The 25,466-nt window shown below is 64.2% G+C and carries 25 protein-coding genes and 1 pseudogene; 16 read left to right on the plus strand and 10 right to left on the minus strand.

Annotated elements, in window-relative coordinates:
- Window positions 1-105: 105 nt before the first annotated feature.
- Window positions 106-1,362: an aspartate kinase gene (locus tag XH81_RS10280; RefSeq protein ID WP_028141899.1), complete on the minus strand. Its 1,257-nt coding sequence runs from the start codon at window positions 1,360-1,362 to the stop codon at window positions 106-108.
- Between the two features lie 147 nt (window positions 1,363-1,509).
- On the opposite strand from XH81_RS10280, the gene XH81_RS10285 reads away from it, so the two are divergent.
- The 4 genes and pseudogenes from XH81_RS10285 to XH81_RS10300 all read left to right on the plus strand — a co-directional run bounded on the left by XH81_RS10285 (window position 1,510) and on the right by XH81_RS10300 (window position 4,304).
- A complete protein-coding gene (locus XH81_RS10285) occupies window positions 1,510-1,977 on the plus strand; it encodes a PH domain-containing protein (protein WP_028141898.1) in 468 nt (155 codons plus the stop codon).
- A gap of 14 nt (window positions 1,978-1,991) precedes the next feature.
- Window positions 1,992-2,765, plus strand: coding sequence for a bifunctional 2-polyprenyl-6-hydroxyphenol methylase/3-demethylubiquinol 3-O-methyltransferase UbiG (ubiG, locus tag XH81_RS10290; RefSeq protein WP_028141897.1), 774 nt, complete (start codon window positions 1,992-1,994; stop codon window positions 2,763-2,765).
- Between the two features lie 100 nt (window positions 2,766-2,865).
- Window positions 2,866-3,140: pseudogene (locus XH81_RS10295) on the plus strand (GIY-YIG nuclease family protein).
- A gap of 264 nt (window positions 3,141-3,404) precedes the next feature.
- Window positions 3,405-4,304: an EamA family transporter gene (locus XH81_RS10300; RefSeq protein ID WP_028141896.1), complete on the plus strand. Its 900-nt coding sequence runs from the start codon at window positions 3,405-3,407 to the stop codon at window positions 4,302-4,304.
- Here XH81_RS10300 and XH81_RS10305 read toward each other — a convergent pair.
- From XH81_RS10305 to XH81_RS10320, 4 genes are read right to left on the minus strand one after another with little or no spacing between them, the layout of a single operon-like run.
- Window positions 4,301-4,783 (minus strand): DUF1178 family protein, encoded by a 483-nt coding sequence (locus XH81_RS10305; RefSeq protein WP_028141895.1) that lies wholly within the window; start codon window positions 4,781-4,783, stop codon window positions 4,301-4,303. The two genes, XH81_RS10300 and XH81_RS10305, sit on opposite strands and share 4 nt — an antisense overlap.
- Window positions 4,780-5,658, minus strand: coding sequence for a carbon-nitrogen hydrolase family protein (locus tag XH81_RS10310; protein WP_028141894.1), 879 nt, complete (start codon window positions 5,656-5,658; stop codon window positions 4,780-4,782). Before XH81_RS10310 ends, XH81_RS10305 begins: the two co-directional genes overlap by 4 nt.
- Window positions 5,655-5,930 (minus strand): glutaredoxin 3, encoded by a 276-nt coding sequence (gene grxC / locus XH81_RS10315; RefSeq protein WP_028141893.1) that lies wholly within the window; start codon window positions 5,928-5,930, stop codon window positions 5,655-5,657. Before grxC ends, XH81_RS10310 begins: the two co-directional genes overlap by 4 nt.
- Before the next feature lie 35 nt (window positions 5,931-5,965).
- On the minus strand, window positions 5,966-6,775 hold the full coding sequence (locus tag XH81_RS10320; protein ID WP_028141892.1) for a ComF family protein: 810 nt from the start codon (window positions 6,773-6,775) through the stop codon (window positions 5,966-5,968).
- 224 nt (window positions 6,776-6,999) lie between these two features.
- Between XH81_RS10320 and XH81_RS10325 the strand changes: the two genes are divergently transcribed.
- The gene (locus XH81_RS10325; protein WP_028141891.1) at window positions 7,000-7,869 is read left to right on the plus strand and encodes a methyltransferase domain-containing protein; all 870 of its coding nucleotides are present in this window, start codon (window positions 7,000-7,002) and stop codon (window positions 7,867-7,869) included.
- Window positions 7,870-8,002: 133 nt separating this feature from the next.
- On the opposite strand, the gene mutT is transcribed toward XH81_RS10325, so the two are convergent.
- Window positions 8,003-8,413, minus strand: a complete 411-nt coding sequence (gene mutT, locus XH81_RS10330) for an 8-oxo-dGTP diphosphatase MutT (RefSeq protein ID WP_028141890.1) — start codon at window positions 8,411-8,413, stop codon at window positions 8,003-8,005.
- A 136-nt stretch (window positions 8,414-8,549) separates the two neighbouring features.
- Between mutT and XH81_RS10335 the strand changes: the two genes are divergently transcribed.
- Complete coding sequence (locus XH81_RS10335) at window positions 8,550-9,875, plus strand: TadE/TadG family type IV pilus assembly protein (protein WP_028141889.1); 1,326 nt, start codon at window positions 8,550-8,552, stop codon at window positions 9,873-9,875.
- Window positions 9,876-10,091: 216 nt separating this feature from the next.
- On the opposite strand, the gene argJ is transcribed toward XH81_RS10335, so the two are convergent.
- Both argJ and XH81_RS10345 read right to left on the minus strand, forming a co-directional pair.
- Window positions 10,092-11,333: a bifunctional glutamate N-acetyltransferase/amino-acid acetyltransferase ArgJ gene (gene argJ / locus XH81_RS10340; protein ID WP_028141888.1), complete on the minus strand. Its 1,242-nt coding sequence runs from the start codon at window positions 11,331-11,333 to the stop codon at window positions 10,092-10,094.
- Between the two features lie 104 nt (window positions 11,334-11,437).
- Window positions 11,438-12,346, minus strand: coding sequence for a peptidylprolyl isomerase (locus XH81_RS10345; protein ID WP_028141887.1), 909 nt, complete (start codon window positions 12,344-12,346; stop codon window positions 11,438-11,440).
- A gap of 354 nt (window positions 12,347-12,700) precedes the next feature.
- Here XH81_RS10345 and secA point away from each other — a divergent pair, with 354 nt between their 5' ends.
- Both secA and XH81_RS38720 read left to right on the plus strand, forming a co-directional pair.
- Window positions 12,701-15,541, plus strand: coding sequence for a preprotein translocase subunit SecA (secA, locus tag XH81_RS10350; protein WP_028141886.1), 2,841 nt, complete (start codon window positions 12,701-12,703; stop codon window positions 15,539-15,541).
- Between the two features lie 538 nt (window positions 15,542-16,079).
- Window positions 16,080-16,484 (plus strand): DUF6006 family protein, encoded by a 405-nt coding sequence (locus XH81_RS38720; RefSeq protein ID WP_369426469.1) that lies wholly within the window; start codon window positions 16,080-16,082, stop codon window positions 16,482-16,484.
- A gap of 202 nt (window positions 16,485-16,686) precedes the next feature.
- Here the strand turns inward: XH81_RS38720 and XH81_RS10355 are convergent, their stop codons facing one another.
- Window positions 16,687-17,130 carry a MarR family winged helix-turn-helix transcriptional regulator gene (locus XH81_RS10355; protein WP_018320557.1) on the minus strand — a complete coding sequence of 148 codons (444 nt, stop codon included), beginning with the start codon at window positions 17,128-17,130 and terminating at the stop codon, window positions 16,687-16,689.
- A 37-nt stretch (window positions 17,131-17,167) separates the two neighbouring features.
- On the opposite strand from XH81_RS10355, the gene XH81_RS10360 reads away from it, so the two are divergent.
- The 8 genes from XH81_RS10360 (at window position 17,168) to XH81_RS10395 (ending at window position 24,817) form a co-directional block, all read left to right on the plus strand.
- Complete coding sequence (locus XH81_RS10360; protein WP_162130963.1) at window positions 17,168-17,419, plus strand: hypothetical protein; 252 nt, start codon at window positions 17,168-17,170, stop codon at window positions 17,417-17,419.
- Window positions 17,310-18,494 (plus strand): substrate-binding domain-containing protein, encoded by a 1,185-nt coding sequence (locus XH81_RS10365; protein WP_028141885.1) that lies wholly within the window; start codon window positions 17,310-17,312, stop codon window positions 18,492-18,494. The genes XH81_RS10360 and XH81_RS10365 overlap by 110 nt, the downstream gene beginning before the upstream one ends.
- Window positions 18,495-18,659: 165 nt before the next feature.
- Complete coding sequence (locus XH81_RS10370; RefSeq protein WP_028141884.1) at window positions 18,660-20,174, plus strand: amidase; 1,515 nt, start codon at window positions 18,660-18,662, stop codon at window positions 20,172-20,174.
- A 36-nt stretch (window positions 20,175-20,210) separates the two neighbouring features.
- Window positions 20,211-21,068, plus strand: a complete 858-nt coding sequence (locus XH81_RS10375) for a branched-chain amino acid ABC transporter permease (protein ID WP_028141883.1) — start codon at window positions 20,211-20,213, stop codon at window positions 21,066-21,068.
- Between the two features lie 2 nt (window positions 21,069-21,070).
- A complete protein-coding gene (locus tag XH81_RS10380; RefSeq protein ID WP_028141882.1) occupies window positions 21,071-22,288 on the plus strand; it encodes a substrate-binding protein in 1,218 nt (405 codons plus the stop codon).
- A 19-nt stretch (window positions 22,289-22,307) separates the two neighbouring features.
- Window positions 22,308-23,408 carry a branched-chain amino acid ABC transporter permease gene (locus XH81_RS10385; protein ID WP_028141881.1) on the plus strand — a complete coding sequence of 367 codons (1,101 nt, stop codon included), beginning with the start codon at window positions 22,308-22,310 and terminating at the stop codon, window positions 23,406-23,408.
- Window positions 23,398-24,129: an ABC transporter ATP-binding protein gene (locus XH81_RS10390; RefSeq protein WP_028141880.1), complete on the plus strand. Its 732-nt coding sequence runs from the start codon at window positions 23,398-23,400 to the stop codon at window positions 24,127-24,129. The genes XH81_RS10385 and XH81_RS10390 overlap by 11 nt, the downstream gene beginning before the upstream one ends.
- The gene (locus tag XH81_RS10395; protein WP_097669142.1) at window positions 24,122-24,817 is read left to right on the plus strand and encodes a branched-chain amino acid ABC transporter ATP-binding protein; all 696 of its coding nucleotides are present in this window, start codon (window positions 24,122-24,124) and stop codon (window positions 24,815-24,817) included. Before XH81_RS10390 ends, XH81_RS10395 begins: the two co-directional genes overlap by 8 nt.
- A 154-nt stretch (window positions 24,818-24,971) precedes the next feature.
- On the opposite strand, the gene XH81_RS10400 is transcribed toward XH81_RS10395, so the two are convergent.
- Window positions 24,972-25,460: a hypothetical protein gene (locus tag XH81_RS10400; protein WP_097669143.1), complete on the minus strand. Its 489-nt coding sequence runs from the start codon at window positions 25,458-25,460 to the stop codon at window positions 24,972-24,974.
- Window positions 25,461-25,466 lie beyond the last annotated feature (6 nt).

Below are 25,466 nucleotides of genomic sequence, written 5' to 3' on the forward strand. Positions count from 1 at the left end.
GACCGCTAAGAGAAAATTAGTCCAGGCATGGTCCGGAAAGTGCGAAACGGTTTTCCGGAAAGACCATGCTCAAACAACAACCTGAAGCGCGACGATGGTCGCGTTTCAGGCCTGATCGAGACCGTAGAGCGTGTGCAGGGTGCGCACCGCGAGCTCGGTATAGGCGGTATCGATCAAAACCGAGAATTTGATCTCGGAGGTTGTAATGGCCCGGATGTTGATATTCCGTCCGGCGAGGGCCGAGAACGCCTGGGCGGCGACGCCGGCATGGCTGCGCATGCCGCTGCCGATCACCGAGATCTTGGCGACGTCGGTGGCGGTATCGAGCCGCGCGTAGCCGATCTTGCCCTTGGCGGCGGTAATCGTGTCCTTGGCGCGGGTATAGTCGGCCGCCGGCACCGTGAAGGTGAGGTCGGTCGTCTTGCCGTCCTCGGAGACGTTCTGCACGATCATGTCGACGTTGATGTTTGCATCCGCCAGCGGGCCGAAGATCGAGGCCGCAACGCCCGGCTTGTCCTCGATCTGGCGCACCGAGATCTGGGCCTCGTCCTTGGAGAAGGCGATACCAGTGACGACGTGGCTTTCCATGATCTCCTCCTCGCTGCAGATCAGCGTGCCGGGCGGCTGGTTGGCATGCGGGTCGATATCCTCGGGCTTGTCGAAGCTCGAGCGGACGAAGATCGGCATGTTGTGGACCATGCCGAGTTCCACCGAGCGGACCTGGAGCACTTTTGCGCCCTGGGAGGCCAGTTCCAGCATGTCTTCGAATGCGATCTTGTCGAGCCTCTTGGCCTTCGGCACGATTCGCGGGTCGGTTGTGTAGACGCCGTCGACGTCGGTGTAGATGTCGCAGCGGTCGGCCTTGACGGCGGCGGCGATCGCCACGGCCGAGGTGTCGGAGCCGCCGCGGCCGAGCGTGGTGATGCGGTTGGTCTTCGGGTCGATGCCCTGGAAGCCGGCGATGACCGCGACTTCCTTGCGATCCTTGAAACGGCTGATGATCTCGCTGCCGTCGATGTCCTCGATCCGGGCCGAGGCGTGGGCGTCGCTGGTCTTGATCGGGATCTGCCAGCCCTGCCAGGAGCGGGCCTGGATGCCCATGCCCTGAAGCACGATGGCAAGCAGGCCGGATGTCACCTGTTCGCCGGAGGCGACGACGGCGTCGTATTCGCGCGCGTCGTGCATCGGCGAGGCCTCGGTGCACCAGGCCACCAGCTCGTTGGTTTTGCCGGACATCGCCGAGACGACCACGGCCACTTCGTGGCCGGCGTCGACCTCACGCTTCACATGGCGTGCGACGTTGCGGATACGTTCGATGTTGGCGACGGATGTGCCGCCGAATTTCATCACGAGGCGGCTCATGACGACGCGTGCATTCCCTCATAAGGATAAGTATGGTGACCCGCGCGAGGCGATGCCGCAGGCCCGACCGCGCGTATACAGAGGGGCGGGGCCGGGGGCAAGCGGGTTCCTGCTGCGGCCAATCCGGGCAATGGGTTATCAGAGGTTATGGCGCGCTATATTGACGAAATCCTGCAGCCCGGGGAGCGGGTGCTGTATTCGACCAATGCGCATTGGATCTTCTATTTTCCGGCGATTTTGGCCTGGATCGCGGCTTTGGGCCTGCTGATCCTGTCGCGGCAGGCGGCCGTCGACTGGCTCGTTTTGCTTTGCCTGGGAGCCGCAAGTGTCGCGGCGCTGGCGGCCGTGTATTGGACCCTCAAGGGCTGGTTCCACCGCTTCACCACCGAGACCGACGTCACCAATCTCAGGGTCGTGCACAAGACCGGCTTCATCAAGCGCCGCACCTTCGAGATGGCGCTCGACAAGGTCGAGAGCGTCGATGTCGATCAGACCATCCTTGGACGTATTCTCAACTACGGCGACGTGACGATTCGCGGCGTCGGCGAGGGGATCGAGACGATCAAGACCATCGCCTCGCCGCTCGCCTTCCGTAGTTCGATCACCACGCGGTAGGACCGCGCGTAACCATGAGCATGCAGCAAAATACTTCTCTCTCCGCCAGCCCGCAGCCGGGCTCGACCGTCGACGCCGCCGAGATCGCAAAATTCTCGAAGCTCTCGGCGGAGTGGTGGGACCCCAACGGCAAGATGGCGCCGCTGCACCGGATCAACCCGCTGCGGCTCGGCTACATCCGCGACGCCGCCTGCCGCAAGTTCGAGCGCAACGTGCGCAGCCTCAACTGCCTCGGCGGCCTGCGCGTGCTCGACATCGGCTGCGGCGCCGGCCTGTTGTGCGAGCCGCTGTCGCGGCTGGGAGCGCAGGTCATCGGCGTCGACCCTTCCCAGAGCAACATCGCCGCGGCCAAGCTGCACGCCGACAAGGGCCATCTTGCGATCGACTACCGCTGTACCACGGTGGAGGAGATCGACCCGCGCGAGCGCTTCGATATCGTGCTGGCGATGGAAGTGGTCGAGCACGTCGTCGATGTCGGCGTCTTCCTGAAGCGCTGCGCCGCGATGCTGAAGCCGAACGGCCTCATGGTGGCCTCGACGCTGAACCGCAACTGGAAGAGCTTCGCGCTCGCCATCGTCGGCGCCGAATACGTCCTGCGCTGGCTGCCGCGCGGCACCCACGAATGGAACAAGTTCGTCACCCCCGACGAGCTGACAAAATACCTGCTCGACAATCGCCTCGTCATCACCGAGCAGACCGGCGTGGTCTACAGCCCCTTCGCTGACAAATGGACGCTCTCGTCGGACATGGACGTGAACTACATGGTGGTGGCGGAAGGGATGGTGTGAGTGTGATGCGAGTTGCGACTCCTCTGCCGATGTCGTCCCTGCGAACGCAGGGACCCATAACCACAGGCCCGTCTAGTTAGCCCAATCAGGCGCCCCGAGCATGTACTACGTCTACATCCTCGCCAGCCGCCATCATGGGACGCTCTACATCGGCGTAACCAACTCTCTCCAGAAACGCCTGGAGCAGCACCGCGCCGGCAAGGGCTCGGAGTTCGTCAAGCGCTATGGCGTGCACCGCCTCGTCTACACCGAATCCTTCGAGCGAGCGGAATTGCCCGCGAAAAACAGCTCAAGCGCTGGAAGCGCGACTGGAAGATCGAGCTGATCGAGCGCGATAATCCCGAGTGGCGGGATCCAAGTGATCTGTTGGTTTGACGGTGTGACGCGGCCCAGAAAATGCTGTCGTCCCTGCGAACGCAGGGACCCATACCGCGTGATCTGTCGGTGGGGCGCGGTGTTGGATGCGCGGGCTGGCAGTCGTCGCAAAACTGCTCCCTGGGGTTATGGGTCCCTGCGTGCGCAGGGACGACACCGAGTTTGTGGCGAGAGCATCGCTCCCATGACGTCCGTGTGGTTGACCGCGCTGGCCTCAACTTGCAGGTTGGCCGCAGTTATTTCCCGCTAATGCCCGCCCACCCCATGCTCACCATCGCCAGCCTCTGGATTCCCTTCACCCTCGTTGCTGCGCTCGGCCAAGTCGCGCGCAATGCGATGCAGCGGTCATTGACGAAGCCGCTGGGGACCTGGGGCGCGACCAATATCCGCTTCCTGTTCGGCTTCCCGTTTTCGGTGCTGTTCCTCGGCGTGGTGCTGGTCGCCACCGGCGATCGTCTGGGCATGCCGCCGACCGTGTTCTGGCCGTGGCTCTTGCTCGGCGCGCTCAGCCAGATCGTCGCCACCGGCCTGATGCTGCTCGCCATGAACGATCGCTCCTTCGTGGTGACGACGGCGTACCTGAAGACCGAGGCGATCCAGACCGCGATCTTCGGTTTCGTCTTCCTCGGCGATCACCTGACCTGGCTGAAGGTGCTGGCGATCGTGATCGCGACCGTCGGCGTCGTCATCACCGCGCTCAGGCCCGGCGGCGAGAAGAGTTTTGCCGAATTGAAGCCGACCATCACCGGCCTCGTTGCGGCTGCCGCGTTCGCGCTGTCTGCGGTTGGCTTTCGCGGTGCGATCATCAACGTTCCCGGCGTCTCATTCGTGACCTCGGCCTCGTTCACGCTGGTGCTCGGCCTGTTCGTGCAGACGCTGGTGCTGACGATCTATCTGCTCTGGCGCGCGCCAAAGGTGCTGCAGGCGATCCTCGGCCTGTGGAAGCCGTCGATGCTGGCCGGCTTCATGGGCGCCTTCGCGTCACAATTCTGGTTCCTGGCGTTCGCGCTGACGGCCGCCGCCAATGTCCGCACGCTCGCTCTGATCGAGGTGCTGTTCGCGCAAGCGGTGGCGTATTATTCGTTCAAGCAGCCGATCGCGCCGCGCGAGCTTGCAGGTATCGCGCTGATCATCATCGGTGTGGCGGTGCTGGTGGGGGCCTAATTCCGGTCTTCCGGCAATGTCGGCAGCGGCGACACCTCGATGCCCTCATCGATCAGCGACTTCGCCTCCTCCGGCGAGGCCTCGCCGTAGATCGGACGGTGCTCCTTGTCGCCGTAATGCATCGCGCGGGCTTCATTGGCGAAGCGCTCGCCGACATTGTCGGCGTTCTTCACGATGTGATCGCGCAGCTCCTTCAGCTTGGTGCGCAGCTCTTTCTCCTGCGCCAGCATCAGCGAGGTCGGTCCTGATGGTGCTGCCTCGGGCGTGGGGGCAGCCGCCGGTTCCGGCGGTGGCGCCGCGCGCCCACGGCCCTTCTTGCCGACGATGCGCGGGGCCATGATCGCCTTGTCGACCTTGGCGGAGCCGCAGATCGGGCAGGTCACGAGCTTGCGCTTGACCTGCGAATCATAGGCCGACGAGCTCTGGAACCAGCTCTCGAAGCCGTGGTCGCGGTCGCAGCGAAGCGCGTAGCGGATCATGCCGATCCCCGCACGAGGTGCAAATGATCCGGCCCGGCCTTGGGATCGGACACGCCGAAGCGGCGGCCGTGCTGGAGCGAGGGAATCGCGCGGCGGGCAGTCTCGACCTTGGCCGGGTCGATCCTGGCCATGATGATGCCGGGCTCGACATCGCCCTCGGCGAGAATCTCGCCCCAGGGATCGATGATCAGCGAATGGCCATAGGTCTCGCGCTTGTTCTCGTGGGTGCCTGCCTGGGCAGCTGCGAAGATGAAGCAGCCGGTCTCGATCGCGCGCGCGCGCAGCAGCACGTGCCAGTGCGCTTCGCCAGTCTTGCGGGTGAAGGCCGAGGGCACGGTGATGAAGTATGCACCGCTCTCGGCGAGGGCGCGGTAAAGCGCGGGAAAGCGCAAATCGTAGCAGATCGTCAAGCCCACCCGGCCCCACGGCAGGTCGGAGATCACCGCGGTCTCGCCCGGCTGGTAATTGGCGGATTCGCGATAGCTCTCGCCGTCCGGCAGCTCGATATCGAACATGTGGATCTTGTCGTAGCTCGCGAGCACATTCCCCTCGGGCCCGATCAGGAAGGAGCGGTTGACCGCCTTTTCGGCCGAGAAGCGCAGCGCCAGCGAGCCGACATGGAGATGGATCTTCAGTTCCGCCGCGAGCGCCCGGTAGGCCTTCAGCGAAGTGTCGTCCTCCTCGCTCTGCAGATGCTCGAACAGCGCCTTGCGGTTCAGCTGCATCATGTTGCTGACTTCGGGCGTCTGCACGTAGTCGGCGCCGCCCGCCGCAGCCTGCCGGATCAGCTTCGTGGCCTGTTCGAGGCTGGGCCCGGGCATCAGGCCGGTGCGCATCTGCACCATGGCGGCCGTGAAGGTGCGGTTCTCGCTCATGACACCGCCTTCACGCTGTCCAGCATGCCGTCGAGCTTGCCTTCGCGATCGAGGGCGTAGAGATCGTCGCAGCCGCCGACATGGGTTCCGCCGATCCAGATCTGCGGGAAGGTCGAGCCTTCGCCGGCGCGGTCGTACATCTCGTCCCGCCAGGAGGGGTTCTTGGCGACGTCGAATTCAGTAAAGGTCGCCTTCTTGCGGGTCAGCAGGGACCTCGCCGCGGAACAATAGCCGCAGCCCGGCCTGGTGTAGATCTCGACAGCAGCAGTCATGGCGTCCGGCGCTCTCATCTCATGAAGTCATTGAATTATATGGGACGGGGGCCGCTCTCGACAACCCGGGCGAAGACCAGCACGTCGACCTGGGCGGCCTTGGCCCGGAGCAGGACCCGCGCGCAGGCATCCAGCGTCGCCCCCGACGTCAGGACGTCGTCGATCAGGACAATGCGGCGGCCCTGGATTTCGGCCTGACGGTCGGGAGATACCTGGAACGCGCCCTGCACATTGGTGGCGCGCTGGGCCCGCGACAGGCCGATCTGCTGCTCGGTGGCGCGCACCCGGCGCAGCACCTCAGCCCTCGCCCTGACACCGCTCTGCCGCCCGATGATCTGCGCCAGGGCTCCGGACTGGTTGTAGCGGCGGCGCCAGGCTCGCCGCCAATGCAGGGGCACCGGCACCAGCATGTCGGCCCCGGCCAGCAGCTCGCCGCCCGCGCGCGCCATCCAGCGGCCCATGGCGGGCGCCAAATCGGTGCGGTCCTGGTATTTCAACGCATGCACCAGCGTGCGCGCGACGTCGTCATAGCGCACGGCCGCGCGGGCGCGCTGGTAGGCCGGCGGGCTCGCGATCGCCTCCATCGACAGCATGTCGGGGCCGGGATCATAGACGAAGGGAATGCCGAGCCGCGGGCAGTAGGGACGTTCGATGAATGACAGCCGCGCCCAGCACGAAGCGCAAACGCCCTCGCCATCGACCGGTTCGCGGCAGGACACGCACTGCGTCGGCAGCGCGATGTCGAGCGCGAGCCGTGCCGCGCGCGACAGCGCGTGGCGGCCGGCCGTCCACGCCGCCCGGAAGGGGGCGGCGATGGAACGGGTGGGGGCGGCGTCGGCGTCCATGCGGGAAGGCTAGCGTTCTGAGGCTCCGGGCTCAAGCCACGCTCTCGTGCCCCGGACGCAGTGCAGCGCCCCGGCGATGCGAAGCATCGTCCGGTGCGGTGCGCTGCAGAGCCGGGGCCCATCTCACGGCATCGTCCGGTGTTGGTGTCTGGGTCCCGGCTCTGCGCAGCAGCGCAAGAGCGCTGCGGCGCGTCCGGGACACGGGAGCGATTGCCAGAACCAGCATGATCGGCGTAACCAGCGGCATGGTTCAGTCCCCGCAAACCCCGCCCGCTCTGTTCGATCGCGCTTTGCTGCAATCGCGGCAGCGGCGTGCGCAGACACAGGGCGAGGTGACCTTCCTGCTTGATCGCGTCGCCGAGGACATGTCCGACCGGTTGGCTGCGGTGATGCGGGAGTTTCACGCGGCGGTCGATCTCTGGACGCCTGGTGAGGGGCTGGCGGCGTTGCGCACGCGCCTGCCTTCCCTCCAACGGATCGCGCTCGATGCTGCGGGTTCAGAGACGCTGCCCTTCGCGCCCGAAAGCCTCGATCTCGTCGTCTCCGCGCTGGCGCTGCAATTCGTCAACGATCTGCCGGGCGTGCTCGCGCAAATCCGCCGCGCGCTCAAGCCCGACGGCCTGCTGCTCGCGGCGATGATCGGCGGCGACAGCCTGACCGAGCTGCGCCAGGCCTTTGCCGCCGCGGAAGCCGAATGCGAGGGCGGCGTTTCGCCGCGCGTCGCGCCATTTGCTGACCTGCGCGACATCGGCGCGCTGTTGCAGCGCGCGGGCTTTGCGCTGCCGGTGACCGACGTCGACCGCGTCGTGGTGCGCTATTCCAACGCATTCGCGCTGATGCAGGATCTCCGGCGCATGGGCGCTGCCAATGTGCTGATCGAGCGGCGGCGAACACCGAGCCGGCGCGCGACGCTGCTGCGGATGGCCGAGATCTACACTGAGCGCTTTGCCGATGCCGACGGCCGCATCCGTGCCACCTTCGACATCATCTGGCTCTCCGGCTGGGCCCCGCATGCGAGCCAGCAGCAGCCGCTGAAGCCGGGATCGGCGAAAGCGAGCCTGGCGGAGGCGGTGAAGAAGGCGGGGAAAGAGTGATGCGTGTCCCGGACGCGCTGCAGCGTGAAACGCTGCTGCGCAGAGCCGGGACCAGCTCCGCGGCAAGCGTGGGCCCCGGCTCTGCAGCGCATCGCTGAAGGAGCGCTGCGCTGCGTCCGGGGCACAGTGCATCTCACATCAATAGATCAATCAAATGCGGGATCAGCGGAATGTCCGCGGGCGGCATCGGGTAGTCGCGCAGCTTGTTGGCACGGACCCAGGCCAGGGTCTGGCCTTCGCGCGGCGTCACCTGTCCCTCCCAGCGCCGGCAGATATAGAGCGGCATCAGGAGGTGGAAGGTCTCGTAGCCGTAGCTCGCGAAGGTCAGTGGGGCCAGGCACGGCTCGGCGACGGTGATGCCGAGCTCCTCGTGCAGCTCGCGGATCAGGCTCTGCTCCGGCCGCTCGCCTGGCTCGAGCTTGCCGCCGGGAAACTCCCAGAGGCCGGCCAGCGTCTTGCCCGCGGGGCGCTGCGCGATCAGGACGCGCTTGTCGGGGTCGATCAGCGCGCAAGCCACAACCAGTGTCAGTTTCAGATCGGCCATACGCGATGTCGCTCGCTGAAGATCATCCGCAACGGTTTATTAACCCTATTGCGGCCCATGTTTTCGAGGTTCCCATAAGTCATATTTAATCGACGGTTCCTAGAGTGGAAACGCTTAAACCACTCGGGCCCAAGCCATGCGCGCAGCGAATTCCACCATCATCCGCCGGTTCGTCCAAGACCGGCGCGGCAATATCGCGGTGATCTTCGCGCTCGCCTGCGTCCCGTTGATCACGGCGGTCGGCTGCGCGGTCGACTACTCGCGCGCGACGCAGACCCGGGCCAAGCTTCAGGCCGCAGCCGATGCTGCCAGCGTCGGCTCGATCGCCAAGGCATCGCCGGCCTTCAAGGCCGCCGGCTCCATGACGTCGGATGGCTCGATCTCCGTGGGCGTCACCGACGCCCAGAACATCTTCGACGCCAATCGCGCCAATCAGACCGGCTACACTCTCAACAGCGTCACGCCGACCGTGGTCAAAACCGGATCGACCGTCACCTCGACCGTCGCGTTCAACGCCACCGTGAACACCATGTTTCTCGGCCTGATCGGCAAGACCGCGCTGACGCTGACCGGTACGTCGAAAGCGACGGCCAGCATGCCGCTCTATATCGATTTCTACCTGCTGCTGGACAATTCGCCGTCGATGGGTGTCGGCGCCACGCCGACCGACGTGCAGACGATGGTCAACAACACATCGGACAAGTGCGCTTTCGCCTGCCACGACCTCAAGGACAAGAACAATTACTACGACCTTGCCAAAAAGCTTGGCGTGACCACCCGGATCGACGTGCTGCGGACCGCAACGCAGTCGTTGATGGATACTGCGAGTGCGACTGAAACCTATTCAAACCAGTTCAGAATGGCGATCTACGATTTCGGCGGCTCCGCAAGCACGCTCGGCCTGCGCAATCTGTTTTCGTTGTCGGGCTCTCTCTCCAGCGCCAAATCGGCGGCGGGTAATATCGACCTGATGTCGGTGAACGGTCAGAACGAAAATAACGACCAGGACACGGCATTCACCGCGATATTCCCTGCGATCAACGGCGAGATCAGCTCCCCCGGAACCGGCACGTCGTCCAGCCCGCTCAAATATCTGTTCTTCGTCTCCGACGGGGTCGCTGACGAGAGCAACACCGGATGCCTGAAACCGCTCTCCGGCACCACGCGGTGCCAATCGCCGCTCAATGCTGCGCTCTGCAAGACGATGAAGGACCGGGGCGTCAAGATTGCCGTGCTGTACACAACGTACCTCGCGCTGCCCACCAACAGCTGGTACATGAAATGGGTCGCTCCGTTCAATACCGGCCCCTACGGGCCGTCGCCGAACAGCGAGATCGCGCAGAACATGCAGAGCTGCGCGTCGTCCGGGCTCTATTTCGAGGTGAGCCCGACGCAAGGCATCTCGGACGCCATGAACGCGCTGTTCAAGAAAGCGGTCGCGGACGCGCGGATTTCAGGGTGATTTGAAGCACGGCTCTCGCGCTCTCTTACCGTCACCCTTGGGGTGGCCGCTCCTTCGGCGGCCCTCGAAGGGCGACGGCCCGGCTCTCTCCACGCGGCTGTAGCGGTCGCCGTGCATCCTTCGAGGCTCCCGATGGGGCGCTTCGCGCCCCATCACTCGCACCTCCAGCGACAATGGCTTCGCCATTGCGCGGGGATGGGTCTGAGAGTAGCGAAACTACGACCTGTAATCGCCGTTGATCGCGACATATTCCTTGGTGAGGTCGCAGGTCAGCACGCGGTCGCGGCCCTTGCCGAGGCCGAGCGAGACCTTGATCGCGATCTCCGGGGCCTTCATCGCTTCCGAGACCTGCGCCTCGTCATAATCCGGATCGCGCGCGCCGCTCTTGGCGACGCGGATGCCGTTGAAGGAAATCGAAAGCTTGTCGCGATCGGCCGGCTCGCCGGCCTTGCCGACTGCCATCACGACGCGGCCCCAATTGGCGTCCTCGCCGGCGATCGCGGTCTTGACCAGCGGCGAGTTGGCGATCGACATCGCGATCTTGCGCGCGGAGGTCTTGGTCTTGGCGCCCTCGACGGTGATCTCGACCAGCTTGCGCGCGCCTTCGCCGTCCCGGGCCACTTGTTCAGAAAGATTGGCGAGCACCTGGTTGAAGGCTTTGACGAAGGCCTTCAGGCGCGGATCGCTGGCGCGGCTGATCTTCGGTGCGCCGTGCTCGGCGGCAGCGCCGGTGGCGAAGGCCAGCAGCGTGTCCGACGTGGACGTGTCGCCGTCGATCGTCACCGCGTTGAAGGTGTCCTCGACGCCGTTCTTGAGCAGCGCCTGCAAGGCCGCGGGCGCGATCGGTGCGTCGGTGAAGATGAAGGACAGCATCGTCGCCATGTCGGGGGCGATCATGCCGGCGCCCTTGGCCATGCCGTTGATGGTGACCTTGGCCTTGCCGAGCTTGACGGTCGCGGTCGCGACCTTCGGGAATGTGTCGGTGGTCATGATCGCCTTGGCCGCAGCGAGGTAGTCGCCGGGCTCGGCGGCTTCAGCCAATCGGCCCAGCACGCCGTCGAACTTGGTCGCGTCCAGCGGCTCACCGATCACGCCGGTCGAGGCCAGGAAGATTTCGCCCTCGCTGCATCCGACCGCCTTGGCCGCGATCTTCGCGGTCAGCGCGGTGGAGGCGCGGCCGGTCTTGCCGGTGAAGGCATTGGCGTTGCCGGAATTGACCACCAACGCGCGCGCCTTGCCGCCTTTCAGCTTGGCGCGGCACCATTCCACCGGTGCGGAGGGGCATTTCGACTTGGTGAAGACGCCGGCGACCGCGGTGCCCTTGTCCATCACCGCCAGCAACACGTCGGTTCGGTTCTTGTAGCGGATGCCGGCTTCGGCCGTCGCGAGACGGATGCCCGCAATGGTGGGCATGTCGGGAACTGTTTTCGGGGCGAGCGGGGAGACGGAGGAGGACATCGCGGGGCGCCTTGGTGGGATCTGAATATGCAGATGCCCGGCGCGGGGGCCGGGCATCACGAAGGCTTAGATACTCTTCACGTCACCGAAGTGACAGCGAATTCTTACTTCTTTGCAGGCGGCGCCATCTTGCTGTCGGAGGGCTTCGCCGCATCCGCCGGCTTGGCGTCCGCCGCCGGCTGGTCCAGCCGCTCGACCTTGGCTTCGGCGCGCAGCTTGGCGACGTAGTCGGCCTGGGCCTTGCGGGTGACGTACTGCTCGATCTGGGCCTTGACCTGCTCGAAGTCCGGCGCCTTGCGGTTGCGCTTTTCCTCGACCTTGATGACGTGCCAGCCGAACTGCGACTTGACGGGGTCGGAGATCTTGCCGGGCTCGAGCGCGAAGGCGATCGTCGAGAATTCCGGCACCATCTGCTCCTTGGTGAAGAAGCCGAGATCGCCGCCGTCGGCCGAACCCGGATCCTTGGACTTCTTCTTGGCGAGCTCGGCGAAATCGGCGCCCTTGTCGAGCTCGGCCTTCACCGCCTTGGCCTCGTCCTCGGTCTCGACCAGGATGTGGCGGGCGCGCACTTCCTGCTCGCCGGTGATCTGCTTGGAGGCCTCTTCATAGACCTTCTTCATGGCGTCGGGGGTGGTGGCGGCCTTGCCCTCACCCGCGAGCAGGCTGTCCATCAGAAGCCGGTTGCGGGCGAATGCCAGGCGCTTTTTGAATTCCTCGCTATCGGCAACCTTCTTGTCCTCGGCAGCCTTGCTGACGATTTTCATGTCGATCAGGAAGGACAGGACGTTCTCGTCCTTGGTCGCCGGGTCCATCTGGGCGAGGCTCGGCCCGAGCTCCTCCTCGGCCATGGCGACGTCGCTCTTCTTGATTTCAGCGCCATTGACCTTCGCCAGCACCGGATCGTCGGCGGCCCGGCCGGGACCCGCGATCAGCGCCAGCGCAAGGCAGCCCACGAGGGCGGTGGCGAGGCCGAAGCGCAGGCCGGTTTTGGTTACCGGGAACGAGGTGGTCATGGAAAATCCTTATGTTGAAGCAGGGGGCTGCTCGAGCGGGGCGGACACTCGCCCAATACAGGGGGGCTTGGCAACGCGAAAAGTCTGTCAAAATGATGAATTAGCCGCAATGCGCCCGCCGTTGACAAGGCCCTGACCGGGCCATATCTCTGCCCGGTCGCGACCATGGCGATGGCGTTTATTTTGCTGCGTTTTTGGCCGTTGAACCCAGACTTGCCCAATTCCCACCCATATGGCGGATGACCCCCCGCAGTCCGGGCTCTGACGCCATCAGGCGTCACGGTGAGTTGATAGGCAGGCGGGTGACAACTTCTTGGCTGCAACGCGTTTGAATCGCGAACACAGGAACTAGGCATGATCGGCGCGCTCGCCCGCAAGTTTTTCGGCTCCGCCAACGACCGGCGGGTGAAGGGATATCAGTCCCGCGTCAACGCGATCAACGCGCTGGAAGGAGAGGTCTCGCAGCTCTCCGACGAGGCGCTCAAGGCCCGCACCGCCGACTTCAAGAAGCAGCTCGCCGAGGGCAAGACGCTGGACGAGCTGCTGGTCCCCGCCTTCGCCACCGTGCGCGAGGCCGCCAAGCGTACGCTCGGCCAGCGCCATTTCGACGTCCAGCTGATCGGCGGCATGGTGCTGCACGAGGGCGATATCGCCGAGATGAAGACCGGCGAAGGCAAGACGCTGGTCGCGACCCTCGCGGTCTACCTCAACGCGCTCGCCGGCAAGGGCGTCCACGTCGTCACCGTCAACGACTACCTCGCCCGCCGCGACTCCGGCTGGATGGGCCAGATCTACGGCTTCCTCGGCATGACCACCGGCGTGATCGTGCACGGCCTCGACGATGCCGAGCGCAAGGCGGCCTATGCCTGCGACATCACCTACGGCACCAACAACGAATACGGCTTCGACTATCTGCGCGACAACATGAAGTACCGGCTCGAGGACATGGTCCAGCGCCCGCACTTCTTCGCCATCGTCGACGAGGTCGATTCCATCCTGATCGACGAAGCGCGCACGCCGCTGATCATCTCCGGTCCGCTCGACGACCGCTCCGATTTCTACAACACCATCGACGGCTTCCTGCCCAAGCTCGACAAGACCGACTACGAGGTCGACGAGAAGCAGCGCACGGTGACGCTGACCGAAGCCGGCATGGAGAAGATCGAGACCCTGCTGCGCGATGCCGGCCAGCTCAAGGGCGAGTCGCTCTACGACGTCGAGAACGTCTCCGTCGTGCACCACATCAACCAGGCGCTGCGCGCGCACACGCTGTTCACGCGCGACAAGGACTACATCGTCCGCGACGACGAGGTCGTCATCATCGACGAGTTCACCGGACGCATGATGCAGGGCCGCCGCTATTCCGAGGGTCTGCACCAGGCGCTGGAAGCCAAGGAGCACGTGCAGGTTCAGCCGGAAAACCAGACCCTGGCCTCGATCACTTTCCAGAACTATTTCCGGATGTACGAGAAGCTCGCCGGCATGACCGGCACGGCGTTGACCGAAGCCGACGAGCTCTTCGACATCTACAAGCTCGAAGTCGTTGAGATCCCGACCAACGTGCCGATCGGCCGCCTCGACGAGGACGACGAGGTTTATCGCACCCACAAGGAAAAATACGCGGCCATCCTCGCCGAGATCGAGCGGGCCAATTCGCGACTCCAGCCGGTGCTGGTCGGCACGGCGTCGATCGAGAAGTCGGAAGTGCTGGCCGAGTTTCTCAAGCAGAACGGCTACAAGCAGATCGATTTCGGCAAGGAGAACGCGCTCGACAAGCTCTACGCTGCCGCGCGCGCCGGCAAGCCGGCGAAACTGTTCGCGGTGCTGAATGCGCGCTTCCACGAGCAGGAAGCCTATATCGTCGCGGAAGCCGGCGTGCCCGGCGCGATCACGATCGCGACCAACATGGCCGGTCGCGGTACCGACATCAAGCTCGGCGGCTCGCTCGAGATGCGCATCCCGAAGGAGACCGCGGGCATCGAGGACGAGGCCGAGAAAGCCAGGAAGATCGAGCAGATCAAGGCCGACGTCGAGCGCTTCCGCGACATCGTGCTGAAGGCTGAAGAGATCGTCGAGATCGAGCCGGCGAAGGGCAACAAGCCCGCCAAGACCGTGACCAAGCCCGGCGGCCTCTACATCATGGGCTCCGAGCGCCACGAATCCCGCCGTATCGACAATCAGCTGCGCGGCCGTTCCGGCCGTCAGGGCGATCCCGGCCGCTCGAAATTCTTCCTGTCGCTGGAAGACGATCTGATGCGCATCTTCGGCTCGGATCGCCTCGACAGCATGCTCCAGCGTCTCGGCCTGCAAGAGGGCGAGGCCATCATCCATCCCTGGATCAACAAGGCGCTGGAGAAGGCGCAGCAGAAGGTCGAGGCGCGCAACTTCGACATCCGCAAGAACCTCCTGAAGTTCGACAACGTCCAGAACGACCAGCGCAAGGTGATCTTCGACCAGCGCGTCGACCTGATGAAGGACGAGAGCGTCGCCGAGACCGTCACCGACATGCGTCACGCCTTCATCGACGACCTCGTCGCCAAGCACGTGCCGGAGCATGCCTATGCCGAGCAGTGGGACGTCGCCGGCCTGAAGGACGAATTGAAGCGCGTGCTCGATCTCGACCTGCCGGTCGACGAATGGGCCAAGGAAGAAGGCATCGCCGACGAGGAGCTGCTCACGCGCATCGAGACCAAGGCCGACGAGCACATGGCGGCCAAGGTGGCGCAATGGGGTCCCGACGTGATGCGTTACGTCGAGAAGACCATTTTGCTTCAGACGCTCGACCATCTCTGGCGCGAGCATCTGATCATGCTCGACCATCTGCGCCAGGTCATCGGGCTGCGCGGTTACGGCCAGCGCGATCCCTTGCAGGAGTACAAGACCGAAGCCTTCAATCTCTTCCAGGAGATGAGCGCTCACTTGCGCGAGGCCGTCACGGCGCAGCTGATGCGGGTCGAGATCGTTCCGCCGGAGCAGGAAGCGCCCGTCCTGCCGCCGATGGAGGCGCACAAGTTCGACCCGAACACCGGCGAGGACGAAATGGCGCTCGCCAGCGTCACGCTCGGCGCTCAGGCCAGCGATGCAGCGTTGCGCGATCCGAAGAACCCGGCAAGCTGGGGCAAGGTCGGCCGCAACGAGGATTGCCCGTGCGGCTCAGGCAAGAAGTACAAGCACTGCCACGGGCGGTATGCCTGATCGATGATCTCAATACCCAGCGAACTCGCGGTGCTGTATTGGCCTTCGAGTTCGCGAGGGATTGAAATGCTTCCGATCCATATGGTGCCTGCTGATCTTCAGGTGCATCACGAATGGTAGGCACACGCCATTGAGGATGGCTGGCTCACATTTGTCAGGGGGTCTGGCTTCCGTCACGCGCGGCTGAGCACGCTTTGCCCACCTGGCAACCAGCCCCGATGTTGAGCGAACAGGTACTTGGCCCGTTCATCACCCTCGTGAGAAGCATCGCCCTGTTCCATGCGCGTGGCCTGCAGCGCCTGTTCCTTTGGTCACTCCCGGGTGCCGCTGCAGCAGATTGTCGGCGGCCACTCGCTCGTCCGGCTGCGCAGCTGAAGCCTGGAAAGCCGACGGTCAAAGCGCGGCATCGTGTCTCGGGGATCGCCTTGGGGTAACCATCCAATATTTTGCCACTGCTCATTGTGATCTGGATCACCTCTAATGAGCTCAATCCGTGTTTTGATTGAATCGCACGGGGGCCGAAAATTGGGAGCCAGCAATGTCCAAACGCGCGCTGCCAACCACCTTGTGTGTTCTTGCCCTGAGTTTCTACGCTTGCGGTCCCGCCCCTGCGAGCCAAGTGGGCGGATGGTGGGGCGGAACATGGTCGTGCAACATAGACGGCCGGTCGGCCCGGATGAAATGGGCCGCCGTTGATGACAGTCAGACAAGCTGTAACGGCGACACTTGCACCACCAGCTCGGGAGCACGCTGGGCAGGCAGCTTCTCAGATAATGGCTCGCGATGGGTGAGGTTAACAAATCCACGCAGCGGAACGCAGGGCGGCGTGTACTTCAACCATGCCGACGGCAATAAATGGTATTTAGCCAAACCGGTCAGCAACAAGTCCGCGGGCTGGACGACATGGAACGGCCAACGCTATCCCCTCTCGTGCTGGCGATGATGCAGTTATGCGGCGCCTGCTCATTCTCCGCCTGGACGCGAGGGCGAGCCTTGAGAACTGAATAAGGCCTGCTGCGCTCTGTGAGCGCCACCAATGCCAGCGTGACCAACGCGCGTGCTTTCATGGAGGTCCTCTCTCCATGCATTGAATGGCAGATGAGTGTGTCGGCTTCGCAGGGCCCCCACGCTCCAATTCACGAGGTCTAATTCGAGCTGTCGATCAAGCTCTCCAGCAGCCGCTTGAGCTCGCTCGTCGACTTGTCACCGTAGCTCTCCAGGATGTGCTCCTCCTGGTCGACCGCGAGCGAGTTGAGCTTCTTGCACAACACTTTGCCGCGGTCGGAGATGAACATCAGCACCTTGCGGCGGTCGCCCGGGTCCTGCACGCGATAGACCAGCGTGTCGGAGACCATGCGGTCGATCATCTTGGTCAGCGTCGGATGGTTGAGCAGCACGGCGCCCGCAAGCTCGCCCATCGAATGGCCGTTGCCATCGGACAGCACCTTCAGGATGCGCCACTGCTCGACCGGCACGCCTTCCTTGCTCAACCGCAGCTCGAGCTGCCGGTTGATCTCCCGGTTGGCTTGCGCGAGCAAATAAGCGAGGTGTTCGGTGATCGGGGTGTTTTCTTTCGACGGTTTTGCCACGGCTAAGACTTTGTCTTGACCTAATTGAGTGAATGTCTTGCAATCGATGCTGCATCTATATGCACTTCAATTCTTGAATATTCAATATTTTCAAAATAGGATCATTGCACAACAAAAGGGCGGAAGCCGCGGCCGCCTGCTCAATGTGCTTTCAGGTCTGGTGCCAGACAGGAGTTGGCGTGCGCGCGACGGTAAACTTCCCGGCTCATGGCGGTCCGGCGTTGCCACCGTCTTTGCTGTTCAGGAATCTGTCGTCCGCGGCAGCGGATTTCGACCTGTCGCCGTTTGACACGCATGTCATGAAACGCCGCGGCGCGCGCAACAAGCTGCGCATCGGCAATTTCCTCACCTTCACCGGCTCGCCCGGAATCTGGGGCCCGACCTCCACCAACAGCGCCATGCTCGCGGTCGCCGAGATCAACAAGCGCGGCGGCATCCTGGGGCGCGAGCTCGAGCTCTCGATCTACGATTCCGGCGGCCCGATCGAAGACGTCGTGCAACGCGCCGAGCAGGCGATCGCCTTCGACGAGGTCGACCTGATCATGGGCTCGCATATCAGCGCCGTCCGTGTCGCTTTGCGCAAGGTCACCGGCAACCGCATCCCCTACATCTACACTCCCGTCTATGAAGGCGGCGAGCGCACGCCGGGCGTGATGGCGATCGGCGAGACGCCGCGCTGGCAGAGCCGGCCGTCGATCCACTGGCTGGCGGACGTCAAGAAGGCGGCGCGCTGGTATCTGATCGGCAGCGACTATGTCTGGCCCTGGCAGTCGCATCGCGCGGTGAAGCGCTACATCAAGGAGGCCGGCGGCCAGGTCGTCGGCGAGGAATTTGTCCCCGTCGGCGAGGACAATCACGAGCCGCATCTGGCGCGCATCCGCGCCGCCAAGCCCGATGTCGTGCTGATCTCGCTGATCGGCACCGACAGCATCACCTTCAATCGCGCCTTCGCGGAAGCCGGCCTTGCGACCTCGACGCTGCGGCTTGCCGGCGCGATGGACGAGACCGTGCTGCTCGGCATCGGCGCCGACAACACCGAGAATTTGTTCTGCGCCTCCGGCTATTTCAACTGTATGGCCTCGCGTGCCAATGACGAGTTCCTCGGTGGCTACCAGGCCATGTTCGGCCCGCACGCGCCGCCGGTCGGCTCGGTCGGCCAGTCGAATTATGAGGGGTTGCGGTTCCTGGAGTCGGTGGCCAATCGTGCCGGGTCGCTGGCCTTTCGTCCGCTGCTGAAGGCCGCACGCAACACCGTTTACTCGGCGGGCCGCGGTCCCGTGGTTCTTCGCGACGGGCGCGCCGAGATGCCGATGTACCTCGCTGAAGCCGACGGTCTCGACTTCAAGATCATCAAGACGCTTTGAGGGGCGGCTGTTGATACGTCGCAGCGGCTTCGCGAAATAATACTTGAAAAGGAAAATATTTCCGTCTGTAATATCGACGCGAAGCCGAACGGGCCGCGCTTGTGCAAGCGCGACCGCGAGACTCCGTCCAACGCCAGGGACCAAGAAGCCTCAGAGGAGAGCGCCGTGACAGTTGTCCTTCCCACCCCCGCCCAATTGCGCAGTGTCGCCGAGCAATGCGGCCTTTCGCTCACCGATGACGACGTCGCCTCGTTCCGCGGCCTGATGCAGGGCTCGATCGAGGCCTACAATCTCGTTGCCGCGATGCCGGACGAGGTGCCCGAGGTGAAATATCCGCGCACCCCGGGCTATCGCCCCTCGGCTGAGGAGAACCCCCGCAACGCCTGGTATCGCAAGTCGACCGTGAAGGGCGCCGCGAGCGGCAAGCTCAAGGGCAAGACCGTCGCGCTGAAAGACAACATCATGCTGGCCGGCGTTCCCATGACGAATGGCTCGTCGACGCTGGAAGGCTATGTCCCCGATTTCGACGCCACCATCGTCACGCGCATGCTGGATGCCGGCGCCGAGATCGCCGGCAAGGTGCATTGCGAGCACTTCTGCCTGTCCGGCGGCAGCCACACCGGGTCCTACGGGCCAGTGCACAATCCACACAAGATGGGCTACTCGGCCGGCGGATCGTCGTCGGGCTCGGGCGTCGTGGTCGCGCTCGGCGAGGTCGACATGGCGATCGGCGGCGATCAGGGCGGCTCGATCCGCATGCCGGCCTCGTTCTGCGGCATCTACGGCATGAAGCCGACCTGGGGTCTCGTGCCCTATACCGGCATCATGCCGATCGAGATCTATGTCGACCATACCGGGCCGATGACGGCGACGGTCGCCGACAACGCGCTGCTGCTCGAAGTGCTCGCCGGCGACGACGGCTATGATCCGCGCATCAAGTCGCCAAAGGTCGAGGAGTACACCAAGGCGCTCGGCCAGGGCGTCAAGGGCATGAAGATCGGCATCGTCAAGGAAGGTTTTGAACAGCCGGTTGCAGAAGCCGCCGTGAATGAAAGCGTGCGCGAGGCCGCAAAGCGCTTCAAGGATATCGGCGCCACCGTCGAGACGGTGTCGATCCCGATGCACCTCCTGGGCGGTGCGATCTGGACCCCGATCGGCACCGAAGGCCTGACCCAGACCATGATGTTCGGCGACGGCTACGGCCTCAGCCGCGGCGATCTCTATTCGACCTCGCTGATGGATTTCCATCGCGGCTGGCGCCGCCAGGCCGATTCGCTGTCCGAAACCACGAAATTGTTCATGATGCTCGGCACCTACATCAACAACAATTTCGGTCCACGCTTCTACGGCAAGGCGCTCAACATCTCGCGCCGGCTGACCGCGGCCTACGACAAGGCGTTCGGGGACTACGATCTGCTGCTGATGCCGACCACGCCGATGAAGGCGACCAAGCTGCCGGAGCCCAATGCCAGCCGCGAGGAGTACGTCGCCCGCGCCCTCGAGATGATCTCCAACACCGCGCCGTTCGACATCACCCATCATCCCGCGATGTCGCTGCCCTGCGGCATGGTCGATGGCCTGCCGGTCGGGCTGATGCTGGTCGGCCGCATGTTCGAGGAATCCACCATCTACCGCGCCGCGCACGCCTTCGAGCAGATCGGCGACTGGAAGAAGATGTGAGCGGGGCCTCAGTGAAGACGAGCGGAACAGCAAAGCATGGCTAACGCGTTCGTCGCGGCGTTCGAGATCCTGAGCTTCGGTGCGATCATCGTCCTGATCGTGCTGGGGCTCGGGATCATCGCCAGCATGATGGGCATCTTCAACTTCGCGCAGGGCGAGTTCGTCCTGCTCGGGGCCTACATCACCTATCTCGCCTACGCCAAGGGCCTGCCGATCTGGGCCGGCATGGTCGCGGCGCCCTTCGTCGTCGGCGCGCTCGGCTTCGTGCTGGAGGCGCTGATCATCCGGAGATTCTACGCCGCGCCGATCGTGGCGATGCTCGGCACCTATGCGCTCGGCCTGATCATCCGCGAATCCGTGCGCGGCCTGATCGGCGGCTTTTATCTCACCGTGCCCGAGCCGATCGGCGGCTCGATCGACATCGGCGCCATGCACATCTCGGCCTGGCGCTTCACCATCATCGTCATCACGCTTCTGGTGATGGCCGGCTGCTATCTGCTGCTGTCGCGCACCAACTTTGGTCTGCGCATGCGCGCCACGCTCGAGAATCCATCGCTGGCGCGGGCCTCGGGCATTTCCACGCCCCTGATGTACGGCGCCACCTTCGCGTTCGGCTCCGCGCTCGCCGGCCTTGCCGGTGCGCTGATCGTTCCGGTGTTCAGCCTCTACGCCGATCTCGGCCTGCGCTTCCTGATCCAGGGTTTCGTCGCGGTCATGGTCGGCGGCGTCGGCTCCTTCATCGGGCCGGTCGCGGGCGCCGGTGTCATCGGCACGCTCAGCGCCGCGCTGCCCTGGGTAATGGCGCCCGTCGTCGCCGACGTGCTCGTCTTCGTCCTTGCCATTGTCTTCATCAAATTCCGCCCACAGGGCCTCATCGCTGGAAAAGGGGTTTAGTCATGTTCGATCGCACGCAGCTCTCACGTCGCCGCTTCCTCTCCAATTTTGCCTTTGCCTCCGGCGCGGTCGCAACCGGGGTCGGCAGCTGGGTGATTCCGGCGCCCTGGGCCAATGCCGCAGAGGCTCCGATCAAGGTCGGCATCGCGACCGACCTCACCGGCCCGATCGCCTATGCCGGCAATGCCGACGCCAACGTCGCCAAAATGGTGATCAAGGAGATCAATGCCGCCGGCGGTCTGCTCGGCCGTCCGGTCGAGCTCTACATCGAGGACACCGCCTCCAACGAATCCGTCGCCGTCGGCAATGTGCGCAAGCTGATCCAGCGCGATAAGGTCGACATGGTCTTGGGCGGCATCACCTCCTCGATGCGCAACGCGATCAAGGATCCCATCGTGGCGCGCGGCAAGACGCTCTACATCTATCCGCAGCTCTACGAGGGCAAGGAGTGCACGCCCTATCTGTTCTGCACCGGGCCGACGCCGGCGCAGCAATGCGACGAGTTCATCCCCTGGCTGATCAAGAACGGCGGCAAGAAGTTCGCGCTGCCGAGCGCCAACTACGTCTGGCCGCACACGCTCAACGTCTATGCCCGCAAGGTGATCGAGGCGAATGGCGGCGAGGTCGTGTTCGAGGAATACTACCCGCTCGACCAGGTGGATTTCTCCGCGACCGTCAACCGCATCATCTCCAACAAGGTCGACGTCGTCTTCAACACCGTCATCCCGCCGGGCGTCGGCCCGTTCTTCAAGCAGCTCTATGAAGCGGGCTTCCTCAAGAACGGCGGACGGCTCGCCTGCGTCTACTATGACGAGAACACGCTCAACATCAATCAGGCCGCGGAGATCGAGGGACTCGCCAGCTGCCTCGACTATTTCAAGGTGTTGACCAAGGAGAACCCGTTCGACGCCAAAATCCAGGCGGCCTACGAGAAGGATTTTCCCGGCAACTTCCTGTTCGCCGCCGGCAGTGCGGCGACCGGCACCTATCGCGGTCTGAAGCTGTGGGAGGCCGCGGTGAAGGAAGCCGGCAAGATCGATCGTGAGTCTGTCGCGGCGGCGCTCGACCATGCCAAGATCGCCGAAGGTCCGGGCGGGCCTGCCGAGATGGTGCCGGGCAAGCGGCACTGCAAGATGAAGATGTACACCGCGGTCGCCAAGGGCGGAAACTACGAGATCGTCGGGCGCAGCAACGGCCTCGTCGATCCCAAGGAATGCTGAAGTGGAATGCTGAAGTGGAATGCTGAAGTCGATGGGCGCAGTGAAACAGGCGATCCCCGCCGAGATCGGCGGGGAGGCGGACGTCGCCATGGATAGCGATCGGACGGCGAAGCGAGCGTCGGCGCGGAAAGTGCTGCCGATCGTCGAGGGCGTCGTGCTGGTCGCGGCGCTGCTCGCGCCGCTGCTGCTGCAGGACTATCTCACGGTGTTCGCGACGCGCGTGATCATTCTGGCGCTGTTCGCGCTGTCGTTCGATCTGGTCTGGGGCTATGCCGGCATCATGAGCTTCGGCCAGGCCCTGTTCTTCGGCTCGGCCGGCTATGGCGTGGCGCTGCTCGCGCGCGACCTCGACATCACCAACATCTTCCTGGTGCTGCCGGCGGGCACCATCATCGGCCTCACCTTCGCGCTGCTGCTTGGCGGCTTCCTGCTGCTCGGACGGCATCCCTCCAGCGTGATCTTCGTCTCGCTCGGCACGCTGACCGGCTCCTACGCCGCCGATCGCCTGGCGCGCGGCTGGTATTATCTCGGCGGCCAGAACGGCATCCCCTCGATCGCGCCGATGTCGCTCGGGACTTACGAGTTCACGGAAGGACCGGCGTTCTATTATCTCGTGCTCGGCATCCTGGTCGTGGTCTACCTGCTCTGCCGTTTCCTGGTGCGTTCGCAATTCGGCCTCGCGCTCGCCGGCCTGCGCGAGAACGAGCAGCGCATCGCTTTCTTCGGCTACAAGGCGCAGCACCTCAAGGCGATCATCTTCACCATCGGCGGCGGCGTTGCCGGGCTTGCCGGCAGCCTCTACGCCTTCCACGAGGGTTTCGTCTGGCCCAACATGGTCGGCGTCGTCGTCTCGACCCAGGTCGTGCTCTACGTGCTTTTCGGCGGCTCCGGCACGCTGATCGGCGCCGTCATCGGGGCCGTCATCGTCGAGGGCGTCAGCTTCTGGCTCTCGGACAATTATCGCGACATCTGGCCGATCATTCTGGGCTTGCTGCTGCTGCTCGTCATCCTGTTCCGGCCGCTGGGCCTGATCAGCTTCGTGCTCGGGGAGCGCGAGCGAGTCGGCAGCTTCGGTGCCAAGGCCAAGGAAAACGTCGGGGAGCATCGCGATGCTCCTTGAGGCCGCCGGCATCACGAAAATCTTCGGCAAGCTCACCGCGCTCGACGGTGCCGCGCTCAGCGTCGGCGCCAACGAATTCCACGGCCTGATCGGTCCGAACGGCTCCGGCAAGAGCACGCTGATGAAGTGCATCGCCGGCGCCGAGGTGCCGACGCAGGGCAAGGTGTCGTTCGTCAATACCGACATCACCGCCTTCACGCCGACCGAGCGCGCCCGCGCCGGCATGAGCCTGAAATTCCAGATCACCAGCGTGCTGCCGTCGCTGACGCTGTACGACAACATCCTGCTCGCGCTGCAGGCGCAGTCCTCGCTGGTCGACCTCGTGTTCTCGCGCACGAGAGCCGCGCTGCACGACCAGGTCATGACCATGCTGACGCAGTTCCGCCTCGCGAATCGCGCCTTCGAGGCCGCAGCGGCGCTGTCGCACGGCCAGCAGCAATGGCTGGAGATCGCGATGGCGCTTGCCGGCAAGCCGAAATTGCTGCTGCTCGACGAGCCGACCGGCGGCATGAGCCTGGAGGAGCGCCGCGTCACCGGCGAACTGCTTCAGCCGATCAAGCAGCATTGCTCGCTCGTCATCGTCGAACACGACCTCGATTTCATCCGCGACATCTGCGATCGCCTCACCGTGCTCGACCAGGGCAAGGTGCTGGCGTCTGGTACCGTGTCCGAGATCCAGGCCAACAAAGCCGTCCAGGAGATTTATCTGCGCCGTGCCTGAATTTTTGGACATCAAACATCTCGATGCCGGCTATGGCCGCAGCCAGGTGCTGTTCGACGTCACCCTCGGCATTCCCTGGCGCGGCGGCGTCGCCGTGCTCGGGCGCAACGGCGCCGGCAAGACTACGCTGATGAAGACCATCGTCGGCGAATTGCCGGCCTGGAAGGGCGAGGTCGCCTTCGACGGCCGCGACATCAGTCGCCGCGCCACCCAGGAGCGCGTGCGCGCCGGCATCGGCTACGTGCCGCAGGAGCATTCGGTGTTCGCGCGCCTGTCGGTGCGCGACAATCTCTCCGTCGGCTCGCTCGCGAGCAAGAAGGCAGACGCGGTCGACCAGGTGCTGACCATCTTCCCGAAGCTCGGCCAGCGCCTCGACCAGCCCGCCGGCACGCTGTCCGGCGGCGAGCGCAAGATGCTGGCGATCGGCCGCGCCATGCTCGGCGATCCAAAACTGCTGCTGCTGGACGAGCCGACCGAAGGCGTCTGGATCGGCGTCATCGAGGAGATCACCGAACGCCTGATCGAGCTCGCCAAGAGCATCGCCGTCATCATCGTCGAGCAGCACCTCGACCTCGCGCTGCGCGTCGCCGACTACGCCTACGTGCTCGACCGCGGCCGCGTCGCGCTGCAGGGAGAGGCGGGCGAGGTGCGGGGCAATCCGGAGCTGATGCGGTATCTGGCGCCGTAGCTCGAGCTGCCGTAGCCCCCATGAGCGAAGCGACATGCGGGGGCATTCGCAGCATCCCCGGATATCGCTTCGCTCATCCGGTCTACGTGCCGCTGGTCCGGTCATCGTGCGGCGAGCCTCGAGGAATGAACGGCCGAAGAGCAAAGGTCCAGAGTCATCTGTTTGTGTTCTGAAGAGCCGCAATCCGTTTTTGCACCGCCGCCACCAACTCAGGAAAAGGCAGGCATGAATTCGGGTAGGGAGTCATCGAGCCCGACGTCTTGTCTTCATGCTCCCCGATGAGCTCCTTGAGCTGGTTGATATCGGTGGACTTGCGCCGATCCAAGCAGGCTGACGCTTTTATCGCGCGTTTGACGATCTCGATGTCGTCAGTCAGGCGAAGGATCTGATACTTGACGATCGACCGCTGGAATATCTCGATTGCCTTCTTGTAGTCTCCGGCTTCGTACACCTCGTTGCCTTCTCTCCATATGGCGGCTCCGTCATCGTGAATCTGCTTTTTCTTCGCGGGGTCGGTCACGGGTGCGTAACTCTTCGGCTCCCAGTAATCGCCCGCCCGAGCGGCCGAGACGATCGAAATCGCGGCGAGAAAGAGGGCGCTGACCGAAACCGAAAGGCGGGTCGCGCGAGAGTGCCCAATCACGGAAAG

Source organism: Bradyrhizobium sp. CCBAU 25360 (genome assembly GCF_028128695.1).
GTDB classification, from domain to species: domain Bacteria; phylum Pseudomonadota; class Alphaproteobacteria; order Rhizobiales; family Xanthobacteraceae; genus Bradyrhizobium; species Bradyrhizobium ottawaense.

Bases quoted from the DNA above. Each gene is read 5' to 3' on its own strand.
- XH81_RS10280 (WP_028141899.1), bottom strand. From the start codon at position 1,362: ATGAGCCGCCTCGTGATGAAATTCGGCGGCACATCCGTCGCCAACATC.
- XH81_RS10285 (WP_028141898.1), top strand. From the start codon at position 1,510: ATGGCGCGCTATATTGACGAAATCCTGCAGCCCGGGGAGCGGGTGCTG.
- ubiG (WP_028141897.1), top strand. From the start codon at position 1,992: ATGAGCATGCAGCAAAATACTTCTCTCTCCGCCAGCCCGCAGCCGGGC.
- XH81_RS10300 (WP_028141896.1), top strand. From the start codon at position 3,405: ATGCTCACCATCGCCAGCCTCTGGATTCCCTTCACCCTCGTTGCTGCG.
- XH81_RS10305 (WP_028141895.1), bottom strand. From the start codon at position 4,783: ATGATCCGCTACGCGCTTCGCTGCGACCGCGACCACGGCTTCGAGAGC.
- XH81_RS10310 (WP_028141894.1), bottom strand. From the start codon at position 5,658: ATGAGCGAGAACCGCACCTTCACGGCCGCCATGGTGCAGATGCGCACC.
- grxC (WP_028141893.1), bottom strand. From the start codon at position 5,930: ATGACTGCTGCTGTCGAGATCTACACCAGGCCGGGCTGCGGCTATTGT.
- XH81_RS10320 (WP_028141892.1), bottom strand. From the start codon at position 6,775: ATGGACGCCGACGCCGCCCCCACCCGTTCCATCGCCGCCCCCTTCCGG.
- XH81_RS10325 (WP_028141891.1), top strand. From the start codon at position 7,000: ATGATCGGCGTAACCAGCGGCATGGTTCAGTCCCCGCAAACCCCGCCC.
- mutT (WP_028141890.1), bottom strand. From the start codon at position 8,413: ATGGCCGATCTGAAACTGACACTGGTTGTGGCTTGCGCGCTGATCGAC.
- XH81_RS10335 (WP_028141889.1), top strand. From the start codon at position 8,550: ATGCGCGCAGCGAATTCCACCATCATCCGCCGGTTCGTCCAAGACCGG.
- argJ (WP_028141888.1), bottom strand. From the start codon at position 11,333: ATGTCCTCCTCCGTCTCCCCGCTCGCCCCGAAAACAGTTCCCGACATG.
- XH81_RS10345 (WP_028141887.1), bottom strand. From the start codon at position 12,346: ATGACCACCTCGTTCCCGGTAACCAAAACCGGCCTGCGCTTCGGCCTC.
- secA (WP_028141886.1), top strand. From the start codon at position 12,701: ATGATCGGCGCGCTCGCCCGCAAGTTTTTCGGCTCCGCCAACGACCGG.
- XH81_RS38720 (WP_369426469.1), top strand. From the start codon at position 16,080: ATGTCCAAACGCGCGCTGCCAACCACCTTGTGTGTTCTTGCCCTGAGT.
- XH81_RS10375 (WP_028141883.1), top strand. From the start codon at position 20,211: ATGGCTAACGCGTTCGTCGCGGCGTTCGAGATCCTGAGCTTCGGTGCG.
- XH81_RS10380 (WP_028141882.1), top strand. From the start codon at position 21,071: ATGTTCGATCGCACGCAGCTCTCACGTCGCCGCTTCCTCTCCAATTTT.
- XH81_RS10385 (WP_028141881.1), top strand. From the start codon at position 22,308: ATGCTGAAGTCGATGGGCGCAGTGAAACAGGCGATCCCCGCCGAGATC.
- XH81_RS10390 (WP_028141880.1), top strand. From the start codon at position 23,398: ATGCTCCTTGAGGCCGCCGGCATCACGAAAATCTTCGGCAAGCTCACC.